Source organism: Paludibaculum fermentans, assembly GCF_015277775.1.
Classification (GTDB): domain Bacteria; phylum Acidobacteriota; class Terriglobia; order Bryobacterales; family Bryobacteraceae; genus Paludibaculum; species Paludibaculum fermentans.
The window spans coordinates 4089232-4108494 of record NZ_CP063849.1 but is presented as its reverse complement, the minus strand read 5'-3'; the positions used below and the strand labels follow the sequence as shown (position 1 = coordinate 4108494).

13 protein-coding genes are annotated in these 19263 nt (G+C 62.5%); 5 read left to right on the top strand and 8 right to left on the bottom strand.

The genetic code is table 11. The annotated features are described in order from the left end of the window. Window positions 1-31: 31 nt before the first annotated feature. From IRI77_RS16025 to IRI77_RS16010, 4 genes are read right to left on the bottom strand one after another with little or no spacing between them, the layout of a single operon-like run. Window positions 32-841 carry an NAD-dependent epimerase/dehydratase family protein gene (locus tag IRI77_RS16025; RefSeq protein ID WP_194453050.1) on the bottom strand — a complete coding sequence of 270 codons (810 nt, stop codon included), beginning with the start codon at window positions 839-841 and terminating at the stop codon, window positions 32-34. 10 nt (window positions 842-851) lie between these two features. Further along, window positions 852-2048, bottom strand: coding sequence for an acyl-CoA dehydrogenase family protein (locus tag IRI77_RS16020; protein WP_194453049.1), 1197 nt, complete (start codon window positions 2046-2048; stop codon window positions 852-854). 11 nt (window positions 2049-2059) lie between these two features. After that, window positions 2060-2779, bottom strand: coding sequence for a histidine phosphatase family protein (locus IRI77_RS16015; RefSeq protein ID WP_194453048.1), 720 nt, complete (start codon window positions 2777-2779; stop codon window positions 2060-2062). 21 nt (window positions 2780-2800) lie between these two features. Further along, on the bottom strand, window positions 2801-3826 hold the full coding sequence (locus tag IRI77_RS16010; RefSeq protein ID WP_194453047.1) for a phosphotransferase family protein: 1026 nt from the start codon (window positions 3824-3826) through the stop codon (window positions 2801-2803). A gap of 613 nt (window positions 3827-4439) precedes the next feature. Between IRI77_RS16010 and IRI77_RS16005 the strand changes: the two genes are divergently transcribed. From IRI77_RS16005 to IRI77_RS15995, 3 genes are read left to right on the top strand one after another with little or no spacing between them, the layout of a single operon-like run. After that, window positions 4440-7550: a TonB-dependent receptor gene (locus IRI77_RS16005; RefSeq protein WP_194453046.1), complete on the top strand. Its 3111-nt coding sequence runs from the start codon at window positions 4440-4442 to the stop codon at window positions 7548-7550. A 15-nt stretch (window positions 7551-7565) separates the two neighbouring features. Beyond that, window positions 7566-8429 carry an outer membrane beta-barrel protein gene (locus IRI77_RS16000; RefSeq protein ID WP_194453045.1) on the top strand — a complete coding sequence of 288 codons (864 nt, stop codon included), beginning with the start codon at window positions 7566-7568 and terminating at the stop codon, window positions 8427-8429. 11 nt (window positions 8430-8440) lie between these two features. Beyond that, window positions 8441-10501 (top strand): NHL domain-containing protein, encoded by a 2061-nt coding sequence (locus IRI77_RS15995; RefSeq protein WP_194453044.1) that lies wholly within the window; start codon window positions 8441-8443, stop codon window positions 10499-10501. A 66-nt stretch (window positions 10502-10567) separates the two neighbouring features. Here IRI77_RS15995 and IRI77_RS15990 read toward each other — a convergent pair whose 3' ends face one another. Then, window positions 10568-12766 carry a hypothetical protein gene (locus IRI77_RS15990; protein WP_194453043.1) on the bottom strand — a complete coding sequence of 733 codons (2199 nt, stop codon included), beginning with the start codon at window positions 12764-12766 and terminating at the stop codon, window positions 10568-10570. A gap of 881 nt (window positions 12767-13647) precedes the next feature. Here IRI77_RS15990 and IRI77_RS15985 point away from each other — a divergent pair. After that, window positions 13648-14547, top strand: coding sequence for a PEP-CTERM sorting domain-containing protein (locus IRI77_RS15985; RefSeq protein ID WP_194453042.1), 900 nt, complete (start codon window positions 13648-13650; stop codon window positions 14545-14547). 347 nt (window positions 14548-14894) lie between these two features. Here the strand turns inward: IRI77_RS15985 and IRI77_RS15980 are convergent, their stop codons facing one another. After that, window positions 14895-15821, bottom strand: a complete 927-nt coding sequence (locus IRI77_RS15980) for a DUF6807 domain-containing protein (protein WP_194453041.1) — start codon at window positions 15819-15821, stop codon at window positions 14895-14897. A 72-nt stretch (window positions 15822-15893) separates the two neighbouring features. Here IRI77_RS15980 and IRI77_RS15975 point away from each other — a divergent pair, with 72 nt between their 5' ends. After that, complete coding sequence (locus IRI77_RS15975; RefSeq protein ID WP_194453040.1) at window positions 15894-16535, top strand: hypothetical protein; 642 nt, start codon at window positions 15894-15896, stop codon at window positions 16533-16535. 40 nt (window positions 16536-16575) lie between these two features. On the opposite strand, the gene IRI77_RS15970 is transcribed toward IRI77_RS15975, so the two are convergent. After that, window positions 16576-17454: a sugar phosphate isomerase/epimerase family protein gene (locus IRI77_RS15970; protein WP_194453039.1), complete on the bottom strand. Its 879-nt coding sequence runs from the start codon at window positions 17452-17454 to the stop codon at window positions 16576-16578. A 44-nt stretch (window positions 17455-17498) separates the two neighbouring features. Further along, window positions 17499-19130 (bottom strand): alkaline phosphatase family protein, encoded by a 1632-nt coding sequence (locus IRI77_RS15965; protein WP_194453038.1) that lies wholly within the window; start codon window positions 19128-19130, stop codon window positions 17499-17501. Between the last annotated feature and the right edge of the window lie 133 nt (window positions 19131-19263).

Genomic DNA, 19263 nt, shown 5'->3' with positions numbered 1-19263 from the left:
CGCTTGCAGTTGTAACGCGATGTGATCGTTGTTACAGGCTGGCGGGGATGCCCTGGCGGTAAGAAGGATAGTGTAAGCGCACGGCAAGCAGACCGCATACGGCCCTGCCGTCGACACGGCGATCGGCCCGTCTGGTTTCGTGAAGTTGTTCTTTTGAAACGGATTGCGGCATGGGGCAGTCCAGCAGGGCGCAGACGAAAGCCGCGAGGTCGCGGGAGCGCGCGGGCTCTTCATCCGCCACGGGCCAGGCGCCTGTAGCATTTGCAAACAGTGCGGCTCCGGTTAACGCCGCGAGATCGTCCACATGAATTCGTGAAACATAATTCATACCGTCTCCGGCCAGGTGAAACGTCCCTCGCGGGATAGAGACGTGTGCTCCGCGGCCGGGTCCGTAGATGGCTGCCGGGCGCAGCACCATGCCGGACCAGGGGCCGTTGAGTACCAGTTTCTCCGTGTTTACGCGCAGCAGGGAGGACGGAGAGAGCGGGGCGGCCGGGGTGTGCTCGTCCACCTCGTGTTGGGCGCCATACACACCGGTGGTGGAAAGGTAAACAATTCTCCGGGGTTTGTTTCCGAGAACGCCCAGAATTCGCGGAGTAGGATCAGCGAGATTGTGCGGAACAGGCAGCGAATGGAGGACGGTCAGGCCGTCAGGCAACTGCTGGGCGAGCGTGTCTACCGTGGCGGGGTCCTCCGAGTCCAGGCGCACGCTGTGGACTCCGGGAAGGTCCACACCGCTCCGCGAAGTGGCCCAGACGTCACAGCCTTGTGCCGTGAGACGCTGCGCGACGCGCCGGCCCGTGTAGCCGCAGCCGAGAATCAGGAAGGGGCCGGCGGTCACCCGCACGCCCTCATTGGGCCGCGCCGTCCTGATAGCGCTTCAGCTCGAGTTTCGCGATGGACTCGCGGTGCACTTCGTCAGGTCCGTCGGCCAGGCGGAGAGTGCGAATCTGGGCCCAGGCGTAGGCGAGCGGGAAGTCGTCGCAGACTCCGGCTCCGCCATGCGCCTGAATGGCGCGATCGATGACACGCAATGCCATGTTGGGGGCGACTACCTTGATCATGGCGATCTCGCGGCGCGCGGCCTTGTTGCCGGCCTCATCCATGCGGGCCGCCGCGGCAATGACCAGCAGGCGGGCCTGTTCGATCTCGATACGGGAGTCGGCGATCCATTGGCGGACGACGCCTTGCTCCGCGATGGGTTTGCCGAAGGCCTGGCGGGCGAGCGTGCGGCGGCACATGAGTTCCAGCGCGCGTTCGGCCATGCCGATGCTGCGCATGCAATGGTGGATGCGGCCTGGACCAAGGCGGCCCTGCGCGATCTCGAAGCCGCGGCCTTCTCCGAGCAGAATGTTGGAGGCGGGCACGCGCACGTTCTCGAACGACAATTCCCCGTGGCCGTGCGGCGCGTCGTCGTAGCCGAAGACGTTGAGCATGCGCTCCACGCGCACGCCGGGCGTGTCCATGGGCACGAGAATCATGGATTGCCTGAGATGGCGCGGTGCCTCAGCATTGGTGCAGCCCATGACGATGGCGATGCGGCAGCGCGAATCTCCGGCTCCGGAGGTCCACCACTTCCGCCCGTTGATGACGTAAGAGGAGTCGCCGGCCTGAATAGAGGCTTGAATATTGGTTGCGTCGGAGGAGGCCACGGCCGGTTCCGTCATGGCGAAGCAGGAGCGGATCTCTCCCGCGAGCAACGGAGCCAGCCATTCGCGCTTTTGATCCTCGTTGCCGTAACGCGCGAGCACTTCCATGTTGCCGGTGTCGGGCGCCGAGCAATTGAAAAGTTCCGGCGCGAGGAACGACCGGCCCATCACCTCGCAGAGCGGCGCGTAGTCGAGGTTCGGCAGGTCCATGAAGAGGTTCCACAGGCCGGCCGCGCGCGCCTTGGGTTTCAGTTCCTCGATCACCGCCGAGGGGCACCAGCGGTCCGGTTGCCGCTTCTCGTCGAAGAAGCGCTTCTCATTGGGGTACACGTGTTCGTCCATGAACGCCGTGAGGCGCCGTTCAAGGTCGAGGGAACGGTCGGAGCGGACGATCGGCATCGCAGGCCAGTTTACCGGAACGTACGCAGACGCGGTTCAGTCAGATGCGGAGCGGCATTGAACAGCGCCAGAAAGAGCTCATCCTGGCGCCAGTGCATGACCGTGATGCTGGAGTTCACGGCCGAGGCGGCCAGTTTCATGATGTGCGTGGGATTGCGGCTGTCGAAAGCGGCAGCACCGCAGATGGAGATGGGGGTGGCGGAGGTGAAGACGGCCACGCGGGCGTCGGGGGGCAGGTGGCGGAGCTCCTCGCCGGCGGCGCGAATGCGATCGACAAAGCCGTTCCAGGATTCGCCGGAGCAGGGATAGGCACCTTCGATCCAGGCCCGCATCACGGCCGTATCGGCGCGGGTCCACCTGCGATGGATGGCTCCGTCACCGGCTTGCACCATCCGCTGCTGTTCTTCGAACTCCGCCCGGAACTCTTGATCGGCCGCCGCGATCTGGGGCGCGATGCCCTCATAGACGACATCCAGGTCGAATTCATTCCAGTTCAGGTTGTGCTGGATCTCGGTGGGCTGCAGTCCCGCCTCATTCAGGGCGGCCAGCACAGCTTCGGCGGTCTCGCGCTGGCGGCGCAGTCCGCCGATGATCACTTTGTCGAATTTCAGGCCTTCACCGCTCACCCAGGCACCGAGACGGCGGGCCTGTTCGTGGCCCAGTTCGGATAAACGGTCGTAGTCGTCGCGCAGCCCGGCCTGGCCGTGGCGGAACAGGTAGATAGTGCTCAATGATTTGCTCTCTTCAAGGGGCTAGGGCAGCAAGCGCGCCGCCGTGGCGCCCAACTCTCTTACCATTTCATCAAAGTGTGCGAACCTCGCGTCGGCTGTTTGACCCTGGCGCCACCGGAAAAAGATCTGCTGGGCAATGACGGCGAGTTTGAAGATCCCGAACACTTCGTACCAGGGCAGGCGTGAGACGTCGCGTCCGGTGGAGTGGGCGTAGGCCTGGATGAGGGTATCGCGGTCCCAGAAGCCCGGCTCCGCCGTAATTCGGCTCAGGCGGGGCGCATGGCACCAATAAGTGAGCGCAACGCCGAGGTCGAACAGAGGGTCACCGATGGTCGCCATTTCCCAGTCCAGTACCGCAGTGACGGTAGCGGTATCCTCCGCTAGTACGAGGTTGTCCAGTTTGAAGTCGTTGTGAACCAGGGTGGTGCCGGAGGGTGCCGGGACATTCTGTTCAAGCCAGGGGAGGACCCGGCGGATCTCCCGGACAGGCTCTAATTCCACCTTGCCCCAGCGTCCGCCCCAGCCCGAAACCTGGCGTTCGAGAAAGCCCTCCGGTTTGCCCAAACCGGCAATGGGCGGCTGGCTGGTATCGACGGAGTGCAGCAAGGCCAGAGTTTCGATGGAAGCCCGGCTCAGCGGAACTCGTTCCTGGAGCGGTGGGGCCGAGTTGCGAAGGATACGCCCGGGCTTGAGCTCCATCAGGAAGAAATCGCAGCCCAGGACGGAGGAATCCTGGCAGAGTCTGAGCGGCCGGGGTGCGAGCGGGAACCTGGGGTGGACGGCCTCGAGAACGTGGAACTCCCGCGCCATGTCGTGGGCCTTGGGTGCTACGGGGCCTTTGGGGGGACGCCGCAACACCATTTCCTGGGGAAGCGCGTCATCCGGTCGTGAGTAGGTGCCTGGAGGCTCGAGAACGTGGACTAGATAGGTCAGATTGGAGTGACCGCCGGGATACTGCCGGACTGCCACGGGCACGCCGAGCCAACGGGATAGGGCGTCGACATCCAATTCCTCCCCGGTTCTGGGTTGGGCCGCATCATCGTGCATACCCAAAAGAGAGTAGTCGGTGGGGTGCCACCTGTAAAGCGAGTGCTCGCTTACGGCCCGTGAACTCCCCTATCAAATAGGAACGAATGATGTTCCCAGCCGCCCGCAACAAGTTCATAATGGGGAGATGCGTCCAGGCGCGGCCGTAGTGGCCGGATCTTTTCCGCAACGCAGCGCCCCTGGAGCGCGTTCAATGGTACTTGAGGCCAGATGTCTTCAGGCCTCCAGGTTTGGGCCTGTCGAGTACGGTGCATGTGGCCGTTTTTGCTGTTTGGACTGGCCGGCGAACTGAGAGTGACTTGTCCGCCCAATGCAGGCGGGACAGGACTTCTGGTACTGGCCGCTGGGCTAGCGTGTGGAGGAGATGGCCGCGACAAGGCATGGCCATCGAATGGCGGCGGGTGTTAGGCTGCGTCCGCGCGGCAGTGGTAATTTGTGTGTAAGACTTAGTGCATCCACGGAATTTGTGCGGTTCGTAAGGTAAAGTTATGTTAACGGTCGAAGGCGCGCGTACAAGTGTGCGAACCTACGTCCGTCTGACGGCATTGGAATCCGTGCCGGCCCCTTGGTCCTTCAGGACGGGATGGCACGAGATCAGATATTAAGGAGTCTCATGCGCTTCAGGTGTATCGCGCCTACGGCGGCAGTGTGTGCGTTGGTGCTGGTGAGTTCAGCCGTTCAGGCGCAGTCGAGCGCGGCGCTGTCCGGGCAAATCGTTGATCCGAGCAAGGCGAACATCGTTGGCGCAAAGGTGACTCTAACGGACTTGCAGCACGGGTCGCAGCGGACGACCACTTCGAACGATTCGGGCATCTACATTTTCGAGCCGGTCGAGCCTGGCCAGTATTCGCTTCAGATTCAGGCCAAGGGGTTTGCGGAGCTCACTCTGAACCTGATTGAACTGAAGGTTCGAGACCGGAAGTCGCTCAAGTCTGAGCTGGTGCTGGAGTCGACGCGGAGTTCCGTGACGGTGGAAGGCGAGACCCTCGGCATTTCGTCCGATGTTTCGGTCGGCGTCGCGGTCGAGGAAAACTACCTGCGCCACCTGCCGGTGAACGGCCGTACGGTGAATGCGTTGACGCAGATGGCGCCCGGGATTGTGAGCGGCGTCGGGCCGGGCGGGGAATTGAATTCGAATGGACTCCGGTCCAACACCAACTACTACATTCTGGACGGCGTCAGCTATAGCGGCGGCGCAGGCTTGCTGGGCGGACCGGGGGGCGGCGGCGGCCCCATGATGGGACCAGCCCTGGCTATGGGGGCCGGCGGTGCGACCGGGCTGAACAGCCCGAGTCTGGACAGCCTGGAGGAAGTGCGGATTCAGACTTCCACTTTCGCCCCGGAGTTTGGACGCACGCCGGGCGCGCAGATCTCGATGACGAGCCGCGGCGGCACGAATGCCCTGCACGGCTCGGCGTATGACTATTTCCGGAACGACAAGTTCAACGCCAACGACTGGTTCGCCAATGCGGCCGGGCTGGACCGGGGCGCAATGCATCAGAACCAGTTCGGTGGCACATTGGGCGGGGCGCTCGTCAAGAACAAGACCTTCCTGTTTGGTTCAGCGGATCTGGCATTGCGCGATGTGCCGCAAACCGTGGTGGCCAACGTTCCGTCACTGCTGGCACGCAACGCGGCGCCTGCCGTGTTGCGTCCGTACCTGCGGGCGTTCCCCCTGGCCAACGGTCCGGATCTGGACAACGGCGCGGCGCGTTTCACAGCGGTCACAACGAATCCACAGAACCGAAAGTCGTATGCCGGCCGGCTTGACCACACGATCAGCCCCGGCAATGTGGTGTTTGCGCGCTACAGCTTTACGCCTTCGAACAGCGACCAGCGTGGTTCCGAATTCCAGTCGCCCAGCGTCATGACATCACAGGATTCCAAGTCGCACAGCGTGACCGGCGCCTGGATCAAGTCTGTGAGTGCCCGCACCGTGAATGATCTGCGGATCAACTACACGTCGAATACGCTGTCGTCTTCGGGTGTGATGGATACCTTTGGCGGCGCGATTCCTCTCCGGTCCGCGGTGGTCTTCCCCTCGGGCGTGGACACGACCAACGGCTCATTCAACCTCAGCGTGCTGGGACTGTCCAGCTACACGTTCGGGGCTCGCGGCGGCAACGACCAGAAGCAGTTGAACGTCGTGGACGGGCTCAGCATCACCGCTGGTTCCCACTCTTACAAAGTGGGCTTTGACTACCGGCGCTCGAGCGTCACGAACCATAACGTTCCTTATAACGTGAATGCAACCTTCAACGGCCTTGGCCCGGATGAGGGCTCGTTGCTCTCCGGCACCGCGACGAATGTCTCTGTGAGTTCGAATGTGGCGGCGGTTTACCCACAGACGGTGAACTACTCCGCCTACATCCAGGACACCTGGCATGTCAGCGCGGCGACGACGATCACCTACGGTGTGCGCTGGGACGTGAATCCCGCCCCGTCGGTCTCGCAAGGCGAACGGCCTTTCGCGATCTCCTCGTTCCTCTCCAACCGCGTGACGCAAGGTGAACCTTTGTATAACACCCGTTGGGCCGACTTCTCACCCCGTGTGGGCTTCGCCCGGCAGATTCGCTCGACCCCGGGCAAGGAGTGGATGTTGCGAGGCGGGTTCGGTGTCTTCCACGACATCGGATATGGAACCAGCCTGGGTGCGTTCTCGGGCGCGCCGTACTCCAACGTCCGCACTCTGACCCTTGCGGCGTTCCCGCTCTTTGCGAGTGACCTGGTGGTGCCGGGCCTGCCGGCGACCAAGCCTTTCGGCCGGTTGGGCGCGGCGGACAGGTCCCTGCAGTCTCCTTCCATCTGGCAATGGAACCTGACGGTGGAGCGGTCGTACGGACCGGGCCAGGTGCTCAGCGTAGGCTACGCGGGTACGCGCGGCCAGAAGTTGATGCGTACAGAGAGCCAGCCGTCATTCTCAGGCGACTATGACCTGCTGACCCTGGCGACTAACGGCGCGGAATCTTCCTACCACGCGTTGCAGGTGCAGTACCGCCGCCGGTATGTGAAGAACCTGCAAACCCAGGTGAGCTACACATGGTCGCACTCGATCGACACGGCCTCGAACGATCTGGGCATGGGCGGTTTCGCCACGCTGTACGACAGCGAGCGCGGCAACTCCGACTACGACGTCAGGCATAACCTGAACGTGAGCGGGTCCTACCTGCTGCCGTCGCCCAAGGATTCGTTCCTGAGCACGGCATTTAGAAACTGGTACACCGACTTCATGTTCGCGGCGCGGGCGGGCACCTCATTCGACATCGTGGGTGTCAGTTCCACCTCCAGCGCGGGCATTGGCGGAGGGGGCCAGGGACTCTTCGCCCAGGTGAGGCCGGACTATAACGGCAAAATCGTTTGGCTCGTGGATGACACCGTGCCAGGCGGACAGCGCCTCAACAAGGGAGCCTTCGACAGTGCCTCTGGCTATGCGCAGGGCAATCTTGGACGCAACGCCTTGCGCGGGCTCGGCCTGACGCAGTTGGATCTTTCGATCAGGCGGCGTGTGGACATCGGGGAGCACGGCGCGCTGCACCTCTCCGTGGCGGCCATGAACCTTCTGAACCATCCGAGCTTCGCGAATCCCTCACGGAATGAAGGGGCGAACATGACCAGCGTCAACTTCGGTATTTCGACGCGGACGCAGGCCGGCGGCGGGTTTGGTTCTCTCTATCAGAGCGGCGGTCCGCGGTCGCTCGAGTTTGTGCTGCGGTACCAGTTTTAGGGAATTTGCCTGAGTATGAAGAGCCTCAAATACAATTCTGTTCGCGGGCCTGTGTTGGCCTTGAGCCTGGCGCTCTGTCTGGCCAACTCGGCGGCTGCGGACGAGACCGATCAGCAACCGGCGAAGGCTGAGCCGGCGAAACCTGCGGAAGGGACTGAGAAGTCCAAGGCGCCGGTGAAATCCAAGTCCGGGCTGCAGGCCGCTGACGGCTCCTATGTGAGACGGTTCTCGGTGGGTGGCTCGATTAGTGTTATCGGATTCCCGGTTGTGCCGGCCAAGACGAAGGATGTCACCATCAACACCGGGTTGAGCGTCAACTCAAAGACCGACACAACCAACAAACGAGTGGGCGGTGGTGTGGACTTCCAGGCCACGCTGACCAATCGCTTCGCGATCAATGTGGGCGTCATGATGCGGCGCGTGCGGTTTGCCACGACGGACACAACCTACTACGGTGTGGACGACACCACGACTACAACCGACGAGCGGACCAAGATGATCGTGGAGCGGGGCACCAGGGCAACCATCCTCGATTACCCGGTTCTGCTCCGCTATTACACGAAGAATCACCGTACGGCGGGGCGCCGCTGGTTCTATGAAGCCGGCGGAGCGTTCCGTCAGATTACCGGAATTCACTCCATCGGGCAGACCACCCAGACCGATAGCACCGTGGATTGCTGCGACGAACAGCCCCTGAAACCGACCAACCGGATCATCCCCGGATACGTGGTGGGTGCCGGATTACAAATGATCGATGAGTTCGGAATTCGGTTTGTACCGGAGATTCGATACACGCGCTGGGCGCGCCGGACTTTCGACACTCAATCGACACGGATGCAGACGAACCAGGTGGAGTTCGTACTGTCGCTCACATTTTGAGAATGAATGTCATGAGAATCAAGCGGAACCTGCTGTTAGTGGCAGCGCTGACGGCCCTTACGTCCGTAGCGCAGACTTTGCCGAATACGGCATACACGGTCCAATCGGTGTATGGCGCCGGTTGGAAGGGAGACGGCGGACCTGCCGTCGATGCACTGCTTGACGGCCCGTCAGGTATGGCCGAAGATTCGGCCGGCAACATCTACATCTCCGAGCAGAACGCCGGCATTATCCGGCGGGTGAAACCGGACGGGTCCATTGAACGCTTCGCCGGCACTGGCATTCTCGGCTACGGCGCCGCGGGCCAGTCGGCCCTGTCGACGAACCTGTACAGCCCAACCGTGCTGCTGCTCGACAATGATGGCGGGCTGATCTTCTACGAGGCCCAATACTGCAGGATCAGGAAAGTACAGACCGATGGAACGGTCAAGGATATCGCCGGGACTGGACGTTGCGGCACTAGCTTGCAGGGCATTTCCGGCAGCTACCGCGAGCGCAAGGCGCTTGAGACCGACATCGGCTCCATTGGCGGCATGGTGGTCGATAGCCAGGGGCGTCTTGTGTTCAGCGAGTCCGACCGCAATGTCGTGCGCCGTGTGGACACCGATGGCTATGTCCGCGTGATTGTCGGCACGGGGGACGCCGGTTCGACGGGTGATTCCCACGAGGCCACCTCAGCCACTCTGAATGCACCGGCCGGCCTGGCGAAGGACCCCGCGGGCAACATCTACATAGCTGACGGTTTCAGCTGCCGTATCCGCCGTCTCGACACCGCTGGCGACATCTGGCCCTTCGCGGGTGCGGGCCGTTGCGCTGTGGCCTCGGATACCTATGTTGGCAGTTCTTCCACGCCGTTGGAGCGAGTTAGTTCGATCGCCTACGACAGCGTCAACAGGGCGATGTATATCGCCATGCCGCGTGCTTACCGCGTTGTCCGGATGGATATCGACGCCGCGCGCATTGGCCTCTACCTGGGCAACGGCGTGCTCGGCTCGGCCGAAGCTTCGCAGCCACTGAGTCTTTCGCTCAACGCGCCCAGCACTGTCCTCGTTTCGGCGCGGCAGGGCGTGCTGGTTTCCTCCCAGGATTCCTACCAGGTGTACAAGGTCCAGTCGGGTGTGGTTTCGCGCTTTGCCGGCAACTGGGCGCGTCCTGACCTGGGGCCGAACTGCACTTCCGCGAAGTTCATGCGGCCGCGCGGCCTGTTCCGCGTGTCCGACGGGTCGCTTCTGATCTCCGACTCGGGTGCCGGGATGCTGCTGCGCTGCAGCGATCCTGATGCGATTGCGGGTGTGGCCGGCAAGTCCTTTCCGGCGGGCTATACCAGGGGTGACGGCGCCGCGGCGTCGGATGCCGTCCTCGATCAGCCCAACCGGGTCCTGCAGGCGGCGGACGGAAGGATCTACTTCAGCGAAGCGACCCGTATTCGTGTGATCGATCCGAACGGGGTGATTCGCACGCTGAAGTCCGGCTTGAGCAATCCCAGCGGCCTGGCTTTCGATTCCCTGGGCCGGTTGGTATACGCCGAGACAGGCAGCCATCGGGTTGTGCAGTACGACCTCAATTCGAACACCGCGACGGTAATCGCCGGCACCGGGGTTGCGGGCTGGTTGGGGGATGGCGGTGCCGCCACTTCAGCCAGGCTGAATTCTCCAACCGACATTGCCTACGATTCCAAAGGCAACCTGCTGATCGCGGACCGTGGCAACCACCGGATCCGGAGCCTGAATCCGGACGGGACAATCGAGACGATCGCCGGCTCCGGCCTCGGCTTGAGCTACGCCGATATCACCGGGCTGCAGGCGAAGAAGACGGGCTTCGGGTCGATGGATGGGATGATCATCGGGCCGGACGACCGGATCTACCTGTCCGAGTCTGTCCGGGTGGACGTAATCAACAAGGACGGTAGTGTCCGCGTGATTACGGGCTTCCTGGGAGAAGACGACAACGGTGTCAGCTCGTACCTCGATGGCCCCTTGAACGGCGCCGATGGCTTGATCGTCGATGCATCGGGCAAGTTGCTGATTGCCGTGCGACGCGAAGGCCGGATCTTCTCGGCCACACCCAAATAGACCAGCGGACAGTCTTCCGCGAGCAGAACGAGGGCAACCTTCCCAGGGAGGTTGCCCTTCGCTATTTCAACCATTGGCCGCCACGGCCTTCTGTGGACGCATTGAGGCACGTGCCAGTTGGGGCGAGACCACCACGGCCCGCGCATCGGCCAGGCGTCCAGCCGCGGCATCCATGGCGAGTAAGCCCCATGGGTCTCCGAACGTCGACTGGTTTCCGGCCACGGCATCGCCAAGCGCGTCGATGAGGTTCCGGCGGCGCTTCTTGAATTCATTGTTTTCGTGAAGCCCGGCTGGATCCACTGTTTTCAGGAAGTTCTCCATCTCCACCAACGACCTCGCCGCCAACGCCATGCTCCCAGCCCACCACACGATGAGCGTGTAGTCTGACCGGATGACACCCAACTGCACGCCCTGGTTCAAGGGAGCCGGCAGCACGAACGGGAAGCCGGGTTGCCCGGATGCCCGCAGCTTGGCCCAGAGCTTGTCATCTCCCAACGGAATATGGCGGAAGTCGTCCGGATCGCCGGCCACCAACGCCAGCATGGCGTCGCGGCCGATCCTCTCGTAGTCTTCCATCGGACGAGGTTGCCCGCCGGCGCTGACAAACAGGGCGCGGAAGGCTGCCGGGTCGAACTCCGTCTCCAGCAGCATCGTGGAGTTGCCAAATTGTGTGGCTCCTGCCAGGATCCGGCCACGCTCATCCGCAGTCATCAGGCCCAGTGCGACGATTGCATCCAGATTGTCGGCCATGGTTCTTGCGTTCGTCTTCTGATGGAACTCAAAGTAACTCTGGGACGCCGTGAATTCGTGGGACTGCGTCAGCCGTGAGGCGCTGTAGGCCGCGGTGACCAGCAGCGATTCGAAGACAGCCTTGCGTAGCTTCTGGCCGTCGGCCTCGAGGGGCCGCGAAGTCACGCTGATTTTCTCGCTGCTCACTTTGTCGGCAATCACCAGTGCACCGGAAATGGGTTCGAACGTCACGCTGCCCGATCGAACCAGTTCGCTGATCGAGATTACGTTGACGATCCCCAGAAGATTGATGCGCAGCGAAATGCCTCGCTTCCGTAGATCGTTCGTGATGTTGCGGACCGGAGTGACGCCCGGCATGCTGAGGTCCTGCAGTCCGGTGAGGACGGAGAAGTCGCCGTCCAGGGCGTGGTGGACGGCAACTGCGGATTCGTCGCTGAGTTGATCCAGTGCAATCTCGTAGAGAAACGCCGCCTCGTCGGAGCGTAATGCGGAGAACTGAAAGTCGAGCGCAACGGAGAGGCTGCGGTTAATGCCGGCCACGACTGCATCCTGAATTGAGGCGATCTGCGAGCCTGAAAGGCCGGCGTCAGACAGTTGTTGGGCGTCGGCGGCGGGATCGCTGCTGATCTTCTTCATCAGGGCGGAGAAGAGGTCTTTGCCCATCGCATCGGCGGAGACGCCCGCGCTAGCATTCACATCAAAGGTGAACTGCGAACCGGCCCGCTTGTAAAGCCCCAGCCGAACCTTGTTTGCGGAGGTTTTCTGAGCGCGGATCTGGTACTCGCCTGAGACGCGGATCCGCGCTCCTACATCTAGCGAGGCGCCGGCCTTGAGACTCAATGGCGCTCCGACCAGCGGCAATTTCGGAGTTGCCAGGGGATTCACCGCGGCGGCCAGGTCGAAGCTCCCCGAGATTTGGAACGAGCCCGTGCCCGTGACTGCCGAAACCGCCCCTTCCGGCATATGGACCAGATCCTGCACGTCACCGGGAATAGTGAAATCCCGCAGCACCTCCGTGACACCCTCCGCCAGCGTTTTGGCGGCCGGTCCGGCCGGGAATAGATGGCAGCATCGGACGTCAATCGCGGTACCGGCGTTGAAGCCGAAACTGAGATCGCCTTCCCCGGCGGCGATGCCCAGCTTCAGGCCGGGTTGGAAAGAGCACCAGACGTACGCCATTCCGTCCGGCACCATAATCGGTTCCCCGAAGTGCTCCTGTTCGAAAAGCGCCGAGGGTGTTTCCGCCGTGACGCCCACTTGAGCCTGGAACGAAGCGCCAACTGTCCACTCCGTGTGGGCGGCGCCGAACTCCAGTGCATCCTTGAAGTTCAGGCCGAAGTTGAGCGCGAAGTTCTTGCCAGGCGCAAGCGGCTTGGGGAATGCTTTCACCAGCTCCGGTGCGGCCAAAAGAATGGCTAAGTCGCCTTTGAGGTACTTGGCGAATGCCGAGGCAGGGGTAGGCGCGATGACCGCGAGGTCGGCGCTCAAGTTGTCGAGAATCTTGATGGTAGGCACGATGGGATCCTGTCCAACTGCATGCTGGCGGCGCACCCGGTGGGCCGGGAACTGGAAAGCCTCCATCGGGCGCTGAACACCCCATACCCAGCCCTTGAGTCGCCGCTCTTCATAACACGCTACCGGGTTTCCCCTGCTTTGGCCAGGCATTTGTTTCAGATACCTGGCCGCGGCGGCTGAACGGCGGTTGGCCGCGACGAAGATGAGCTTGCCGGTGCGGCGTCCCCAGCGCGCCGAATCGGTTTCATCAGGACCTGGAGGGCATCGGCGGGTTGCCAATTCGGAGGAGGGCTGAACCGGATTAAAGGACGTTTAGGTCCTGTTGGCAATCTGTAGAATGAATCAGAATTAACATTAATTACAAAGGCGGTTGTGGCTCAATATGGGCAGATTACACTGCGGAATACGAGCTGAGTTGCCCAATTCCCGTCTACGCCGGACCGCCGGTGGCCGCCGTTCGGCGCTGCGTTGTCCTGCCTGCTGCCTTTTCCATTCGCCCTTCCGAATTCGACAACGAGTAGAGGGGTGCTGCCGCTGGCTGACAAGTTACCGCTACGGGAAAACGCTAGATTCTACTCAGGATCTGCCATTCTCCGCGGTTTGATGTGGCTATCCTTCGACTACGAATGGAGGGCGGTGCCCAGACGTGCCTTGCCGCAATCCGAGAATCCGGTTGATGTTCAACCGCGCAACCGTGCGGGCATCCCCCCCCACTAGGGTGAACTCACTCCAGAGTCCTAGCAAGACTAGCCTAAGGGCAAAGATGCACTTGGCACGGTTCTAGGACTGTGGTTTAATCTTCATAGCGGGTGGGGGGGTACCCTCCCCACAAAGGTCAAGAATAACAACATTCCGCACTCGCAGGCTTTTGGAGGAGGATCATGAGAAGGTCAATCGTTGGGCTAGTATTCTCGTTTCTGGTTGGGGTGCCGAGCTACGCGGTGCCCGTCTACTACCAGTACAATCTTGGGGCTCTTGGTGCGGCGAACGCGGACGCAGGGAATCAATACGATCCGAGCAACCCGGGCGCCTGGACCGGTATTTGGGGTGGGAACCTCTTTTCCAAGGGCAACGTGAACGTGGCCTTCAATTCCGCGTCGAAGACCAGCGATCCTGCTCTGCAGAGTGATTCGCGTCTAGACTCGGTTCCGTTCAGCATCGCCACCTCAGGCAATCAATCCTGGAGTGCCCGCCGGGCGGTGATCGACCAGGGTCTTGCCTCCGACGCCCCCGTTTCCCTTCAACTGGACACCAACGTCAATAACGCGCAAGTCGTATTCCTCATGATGAACACGACTTGGGGGCGGAACTCGCCATCGGTGGAGATCGTCCTGCAGTTCAAAAACGGCCCTGATGTTACGTACACCCTGAGTGGCGGCACGCAGATCAGAGACAGCAACGATTCGCAGGTGAATACGAATCTGCTGCTTTGGCCGAACTCGATCAATACGAACCTGATCTCCAACTCTACAGGCGGGCAGACCGCGTCTGTGAACGATCAGACGTACGACATGTCTTACCAGTCGAAGCCATTCCGCGATTACCGCGACGTGGTTGGGCTCTTCATCGACCCCGCCTACGCGATGGATACCCTGACCGGGATTATCATTCGCGACATCGGACAGAACTCCGGGTCCGGGTACGATCCGAACGCCAGCCGGGCCTTTGTCTGGGGCGTCACGGTAGCCGCGGGTACCTCTCAGATTCCTGAGCCTTCCACCTTCGCCCTCCTGGGTGCGGGTTTGGCTTCACTCGCCTACGTGCGCCGCCGCCGGGGGTAGCCGCACTAGACAGCCTGAGTTCCAAGGGGCATCTCCCGTGAGATGCCCCTTTCTCGTGTTTGGCCGCCTCACCAGCCCGGCGGTTTTTCCTCGGCCCACCTCACGGATCGACTGTCTACTGGATAGGGGACCTGGGGTTCCGGCTATCTCGTACTTCAACGAGCAATGCGAAGCGCCCATCGGATTCCGTGCGAAAGTCCGGTGTGTCCAATTCCCTGGAAGCTGTTGAAGGCATCTGGCACGAGCAGTGACTCGAACTGGTGGACAAGGAATGACTCACAATCTTCTCACCGGCAGCTCAAGCAAGCAGGCGGGCCCGGATCCAGGCCCGCCGTAACCTCCGCATATCAGCGTGCCGCGTACTGCTTGAACAGGTCCGCCACGTGACCGGATTCGGCATCCCCGGGGTGGATCACGACGCGCCAGCGGAGTTGAAGCTTCTGGCCGGGCGCCAGTTTGGTCTTACGCTCCTCCATGGCTGGGTCGAAGGCGTTCTGGCCGAAGGGGTTCAGGGAGAAGAGCCCGTAGTCGCGGGCGTGCCAGTAGGTGGGTGAGTTCGGGTTCTTCGGGTGATCGAAGATCGCGACGCCCAGGCGCTCGCCGTCCACTTCCGCGGTGTAGTCGACCCAGGCCGCACGCTTGCCCCACACGTTGGCCATGCCGGCCTGCCCGTTGGAGTTCACCATCCTGCCGCCTTTGCGTTCCGTGAAGTTCTCGGCGAGGCGGATGGCGAACGCGCCTTCCTTGGTGTCGCCAAGGGTCACTTCGGTGGCGGCTGTGAGTGTGATGTTGAAGTCAATGATGCGCAGGGTCGGATCCGAATAGAACAGCATCTCGCGGTTCTCATTGAGCAGGACCTTGCCGTCGGGATCGCGCCATTCCATGACTGCGGTGAGTGTTCCAGGGCCTTTGGCGGTAGCATCCTTCCACTTGGCGTCGCGGACCACCACGCGGCCAATGCGGCCCTTGGTGTAGGTGGGGTCGTTCTCCCAGAACTTCACGCCATTGACGTCGTCATAGGTGAACCAAAGGCCGCGGTGGTGCAGATGGTCGCGGCTCTCGCCGGGGAGCATCTGCATCGGGAAGCCCCGGGTGACGATTTTACCGGAGGCGGAATAGAGCGGCGCGAGGAACGGCTTTCCGGCGTTGTCGCCGTAGTGGAAGGTGGTGAAGGGCTTCCCGTCGATGTTTACGGAGATGGCATCGGGGGCGAAGCGGACCTGGGCGGAGAGGCACGTGGCCGCGGCCAAGGCGAGAAGGAGAGAAGTGCGCATTGTCTGGAACCCCAGACAGTGTATCGCTTGCGAACTGGCATGTCAGCCGGAATGTGTAGATAATAGCTACCGATGTCACCCAAAACACTGGCCGCGTCTTTGCTGGTCACCCTGACGGTGTGCTCGGCTCAATCGAATTTGCCGGAGTTGAAAGTGGACGCCTCCGATGGGGGCTCAGTGTTGCGGGTGCGCAACACGGCTTCGCAACCGGTTGTCGCGTACATGATCGAACTGGTGAACTATCCGGGCAGTTGGTTCGCGTTCTGGCAGGACGAGACTACAGCGGAGCCGATCAAACCGGGCGAAGAGCGGCGCATTCCGATCACTAACATGACAGTGGGCGCGGCTCCGGAGTATGTGAAGATGCAGGCCGCCGTGTTCGCGGACGGGTCGACTGCCGGCGTGCCCGAGAGGGTCCCGGTGCTGGTGGAGCGGCGCAAGCAGATTCTGGCCACGGTGAAGGAGCTGATTGCGCGGCTATCGAAGGCCGGGACGGCGGGGCAGAGCGGCACGATGGCGGCAGCCGAGCTGAAGAAGTGGGACGAGTCCATCGCCGGGCCGACGCGGGCGAACCGGGCGAAGCAGGAAGGCATTGTGGCGGCGGCGGTGAAAGGACGGATCGGGTCGGCGGCGGCTGCGTTGGAGACGGGTTCAGTGACAGCGGTTCTGGCCTCGTTGCGGGCCGACGAGAAGAAACTCCAGGGCGGGCAGTAGCCGGGGGCGGTTCGGGACACGCCCCCGGACTTCATCGCAATCAGACCGAGTATTTGTGGGTGAGCTTGCGGATCTCGGCCAAGCCCTTAGGGACGGCGACGGCGCTGGGCTCCTTCGCTTCGTACTCGAGGGAGAGGTAGCCTTTGTAGCCTCCGCCCCCGATCAGCTTAACGACACGGTCCCAGTCCTGCGGGCCGGTCTTGCCGTCGTCGTAGGTCATCTCCGCCTTCATCTGAACATTGACCGCATGGGGCAGGCACTGCTGCATCTGCTCAAAGGCGTGGTCCTTGAAATTGCCGGTGTCGAGGTTGATGCCGACCCAGGGCGAGTTCACCTTCGTCACCATTTCTAGAATGCGATCGGCCCTGGTGCAGATGCCGCCGTGGTTCTCGAGTCCAAGGATGATACCCTTGGCCGCGGCGATGTCGGCTCCGCGCTTCAGGCATTCCACCACCCAAGGCACCGCTTGCTCTTCCGTCGTGGTCTTGGGGACCGTGCCTCCGAAGACGCGGATGTGAGTCGCGCCGAGCATGTCGGCCACATCCACCCAGCGGGCGATGGAGGCGACTTCCGCATCACGATCGGCCTGGTTGGGTTTCGTGAGCTCCGTGCGCACGGCGATGGAGTAGATGGAGACGCCGTTGCGGTAGGCCAGCCGGCGCAGGTTGTGGAGCCATTCCGCGCTGGTATTGGGGAACCAGTAGACGGTCATGTCGATGCCGTCAATGTTCCACTCCACGCACTTGGTGATGAGATCCTCATACGTCATCGACTTGTCCTGCAGCTCTTTGCGGAAGGAGTAGGCGCAGATGGCGGGCTTCATGCGGGCCGGGGAGGATGGAGCGGCCTGGGAGAGTTGCGGGGCCAGGGCCGCGGCGGCCGCGGCGGATGTGGAGGAGAGGAAGGCTCGACGGTTCATCGGTATCGATGGTATCGCAGGGGGAGGCAGGAAGGGCCTCGGGTTTATCGGTGCAGGGGCGAGGCGGCCTTCGCGCCGGACGGCGGGTCCATCCCCAACAGGTCGACGACCAGCGGGGCCACCTGGATCGAGCGGAGCTGCGGCCACGTGGTTCCCGGCTTGACGCGCGGGCCCCGCAGGATGCAAATGGCCTGCATGTCGGGACGGCCGGGGAAGAAGCCATGGACGCCCCTGGGTTTGGTATTCGCATCGAATAAAGCCGGGTTCGGGCGGCCGGAGGCGGCGTAGCCTGGCGCCAGGTCGAAGTAGAGGTCGCCTCCCGCGGGTCCTCCGATGCCGTACTTTGCTCCATCCCGCTCCGGTGTGAAGAAGGCTGTGAAGACCGGTTTGCCATTTTCCTGGATCGCGGCCAGCGCCTGACGCGCCTGTTCGACGACCTTGGCGCGCTCCGCCGTTGGCACAACTCCGCCCTTCCAGTCCGTCGTGTTCACGAGGATCGAGTTGTAGAGATACGACGCCTTCTCGCCCAGGCCGGCGCGGCGAAGCACCTCGTGGACAGAGACATAACGTGTGACCGGAGCCATGCCGTGATCGGAGACCCACAACAGATGGTCGGATTTGCGGGCAAGCTTGGCGAACTCGGCGGCTCCGCGATTGACGGCGATGTAGCCCCAGCGGCGGAACTGGTCGATCGACTTCTGGCCATTGCGCGAATACCCGAGCCAGGAGTGTTCAAATTCATCGGGGAAGGGCAGGTAACTTTGGAAGAAGCGCGGCTGGTAGCGGGCGTGCAGCCATGCGGCATGACGGGTCATCTGGCGAATGACGAGTTCGACAGCCTCCAGGTACTCGGGCTCGCTCAGCGTGCCCTGCTGCATCAGCGCCTCGGGTCCGTTGCCGATAAAACCGCCGGCGTCGCGGAAGAGCGCGGGCAGCGGTTGCGTCATGGCCAGTTCCTGCAGGGGCGAGACGTAGAGGCGGAAGGAGGCTGGCGTGAGCTCGAAGAGCCGGAAGTACAGGACCCCGGGGACGGGTTGCGTGATGGCGAGGCCGGCGCTGAAGTAGCGGGCGAGCGGCCGCTGGCGGGGCAGTTCTTTTTCGACGGCGGCAGGCCGGACGTCCACGAACTCCTTCGATCCGGAAACGGAGATACGCAGCGTGCCGTTGCGGCGTTCAGCGCGGAGCGAGAGCGGGCCGTGCTGGATGCGAATGGAGCCGTCGGGTTGCGCCTCCGTGTTCTTGAGAGTGAAGAGGCCGTGCGGTGCCAGCAGGCGGGTCTGGTAGCCGTTCAGGACGATGGCGCCGTGGCCCGAGTTCATGGGTGTGAACGGGTAGCCTTGCGTGGGCTGATGCGCGACAGAGGACCGCCCCTGGCGGGCGGCGGCGACCCAGATGGCCTCCGCGTCAAGCTGGGTTGCCAGGAAGCCGTTGCCGCGTTCCAGGATGGTGTGCGCCGAACGGGGCAGCAGGGGCGGGTTGTTGGTGGTGATGTGGTTGACGTCGCCGTAGCACCCTGTCCACAGGGCGGCATGCGAGTTGGCGGTAGTGGAGGGGAAGGCCGCCTGCATGCCGGCGGCGCTGGCTCCGCGGGCCATCGAGTCACGCAGGACGGTCAGTTCCTGGGCGACAGGGTCGGTTGTGAGGGCCTGGTGACCGAGTCCGTCAAGGGAGACCATCACGACGCGTTGGGCGTGAAGGGCGAATGGGGCCGTGCAGAAAAGAGCGAGTGAAATCAGACTATGCCGTACGTAATAAACCATGCCAACAACCGTTTTGCGCTACCTCCCCTACGATAGCTGGGGCGGTAGC

Coding starts and splice junctions, on each gene's coding strand:
- IRI77_RS16020 (WP_194453049.1), bottom strand. CDS start 2,048: ATGCCGATCGTCCGCTCCGACCGTTCCCTCGACCTTGAACGGCGCCTC.
- IRI77_RS16010 (WP_194453047.1), bottom strand. CDS start 3,826: ATGCACGATGATGCGGCCCAACCCAGAACCGGGGAGGAATTGGATGTC.
- IRI77_RS16005 (WP_194453046.1), top strand. CDS start 4,440: ATGCGCTTCAGGTGTATCGCGCCTACGGCGGCAGTGTGTGCGTTGGTG.
- IRI77_RS16000 (WP_194453045.1), top strand. CDS start 7,566: ATGAAGAGCCTCAAATACAATTCTGTTCGCGGGCCTGTGTTGGCCTTG.
- IRI77_RS15995 (WP_194453044.1), top strand. CDS start 8,441: ATGAGAATCAAGCGGAACCTGCTGTTAGTGGCAGCGCTGACGGCCCTT.
- IRI77_RS15985 (WP_194453042.1), top strand. CDS start 13,648: ATGAGAAGGTCAATCGTTGGGCTAGTATTCTCGTTTCTGGTTGGGGTG.
- IRI77_RS15980 (WP_194453041.1), bottom strand. CDS start 15,821: ATGCGCACTTCTCTCCTTCTCGCCTTGGCCGCGGCCACGTGCCTCTCC.
- IRI77_RS15975 (WP_194453040.1), top strand. CDS start 15,894: ATGTCACCCAAAACACTGGCCGCGTCTTTGCTGGTCACCCTGACGGTG.
- IRI77_RS15970 (WP_194453039.1), bottom strand. CDS start 17,454: ATGAACCGTCGAGCCTTCCTCTCCTCCACATCCGCCGCGGCCGCCGCG.
- IRI77_RS15965 (WP_194453038.1), bottom strand. CDS start 19,130: ATGGTCTCCCTTGACGGACTCGGTCACCAGGCCCTCACAACCGACCCT.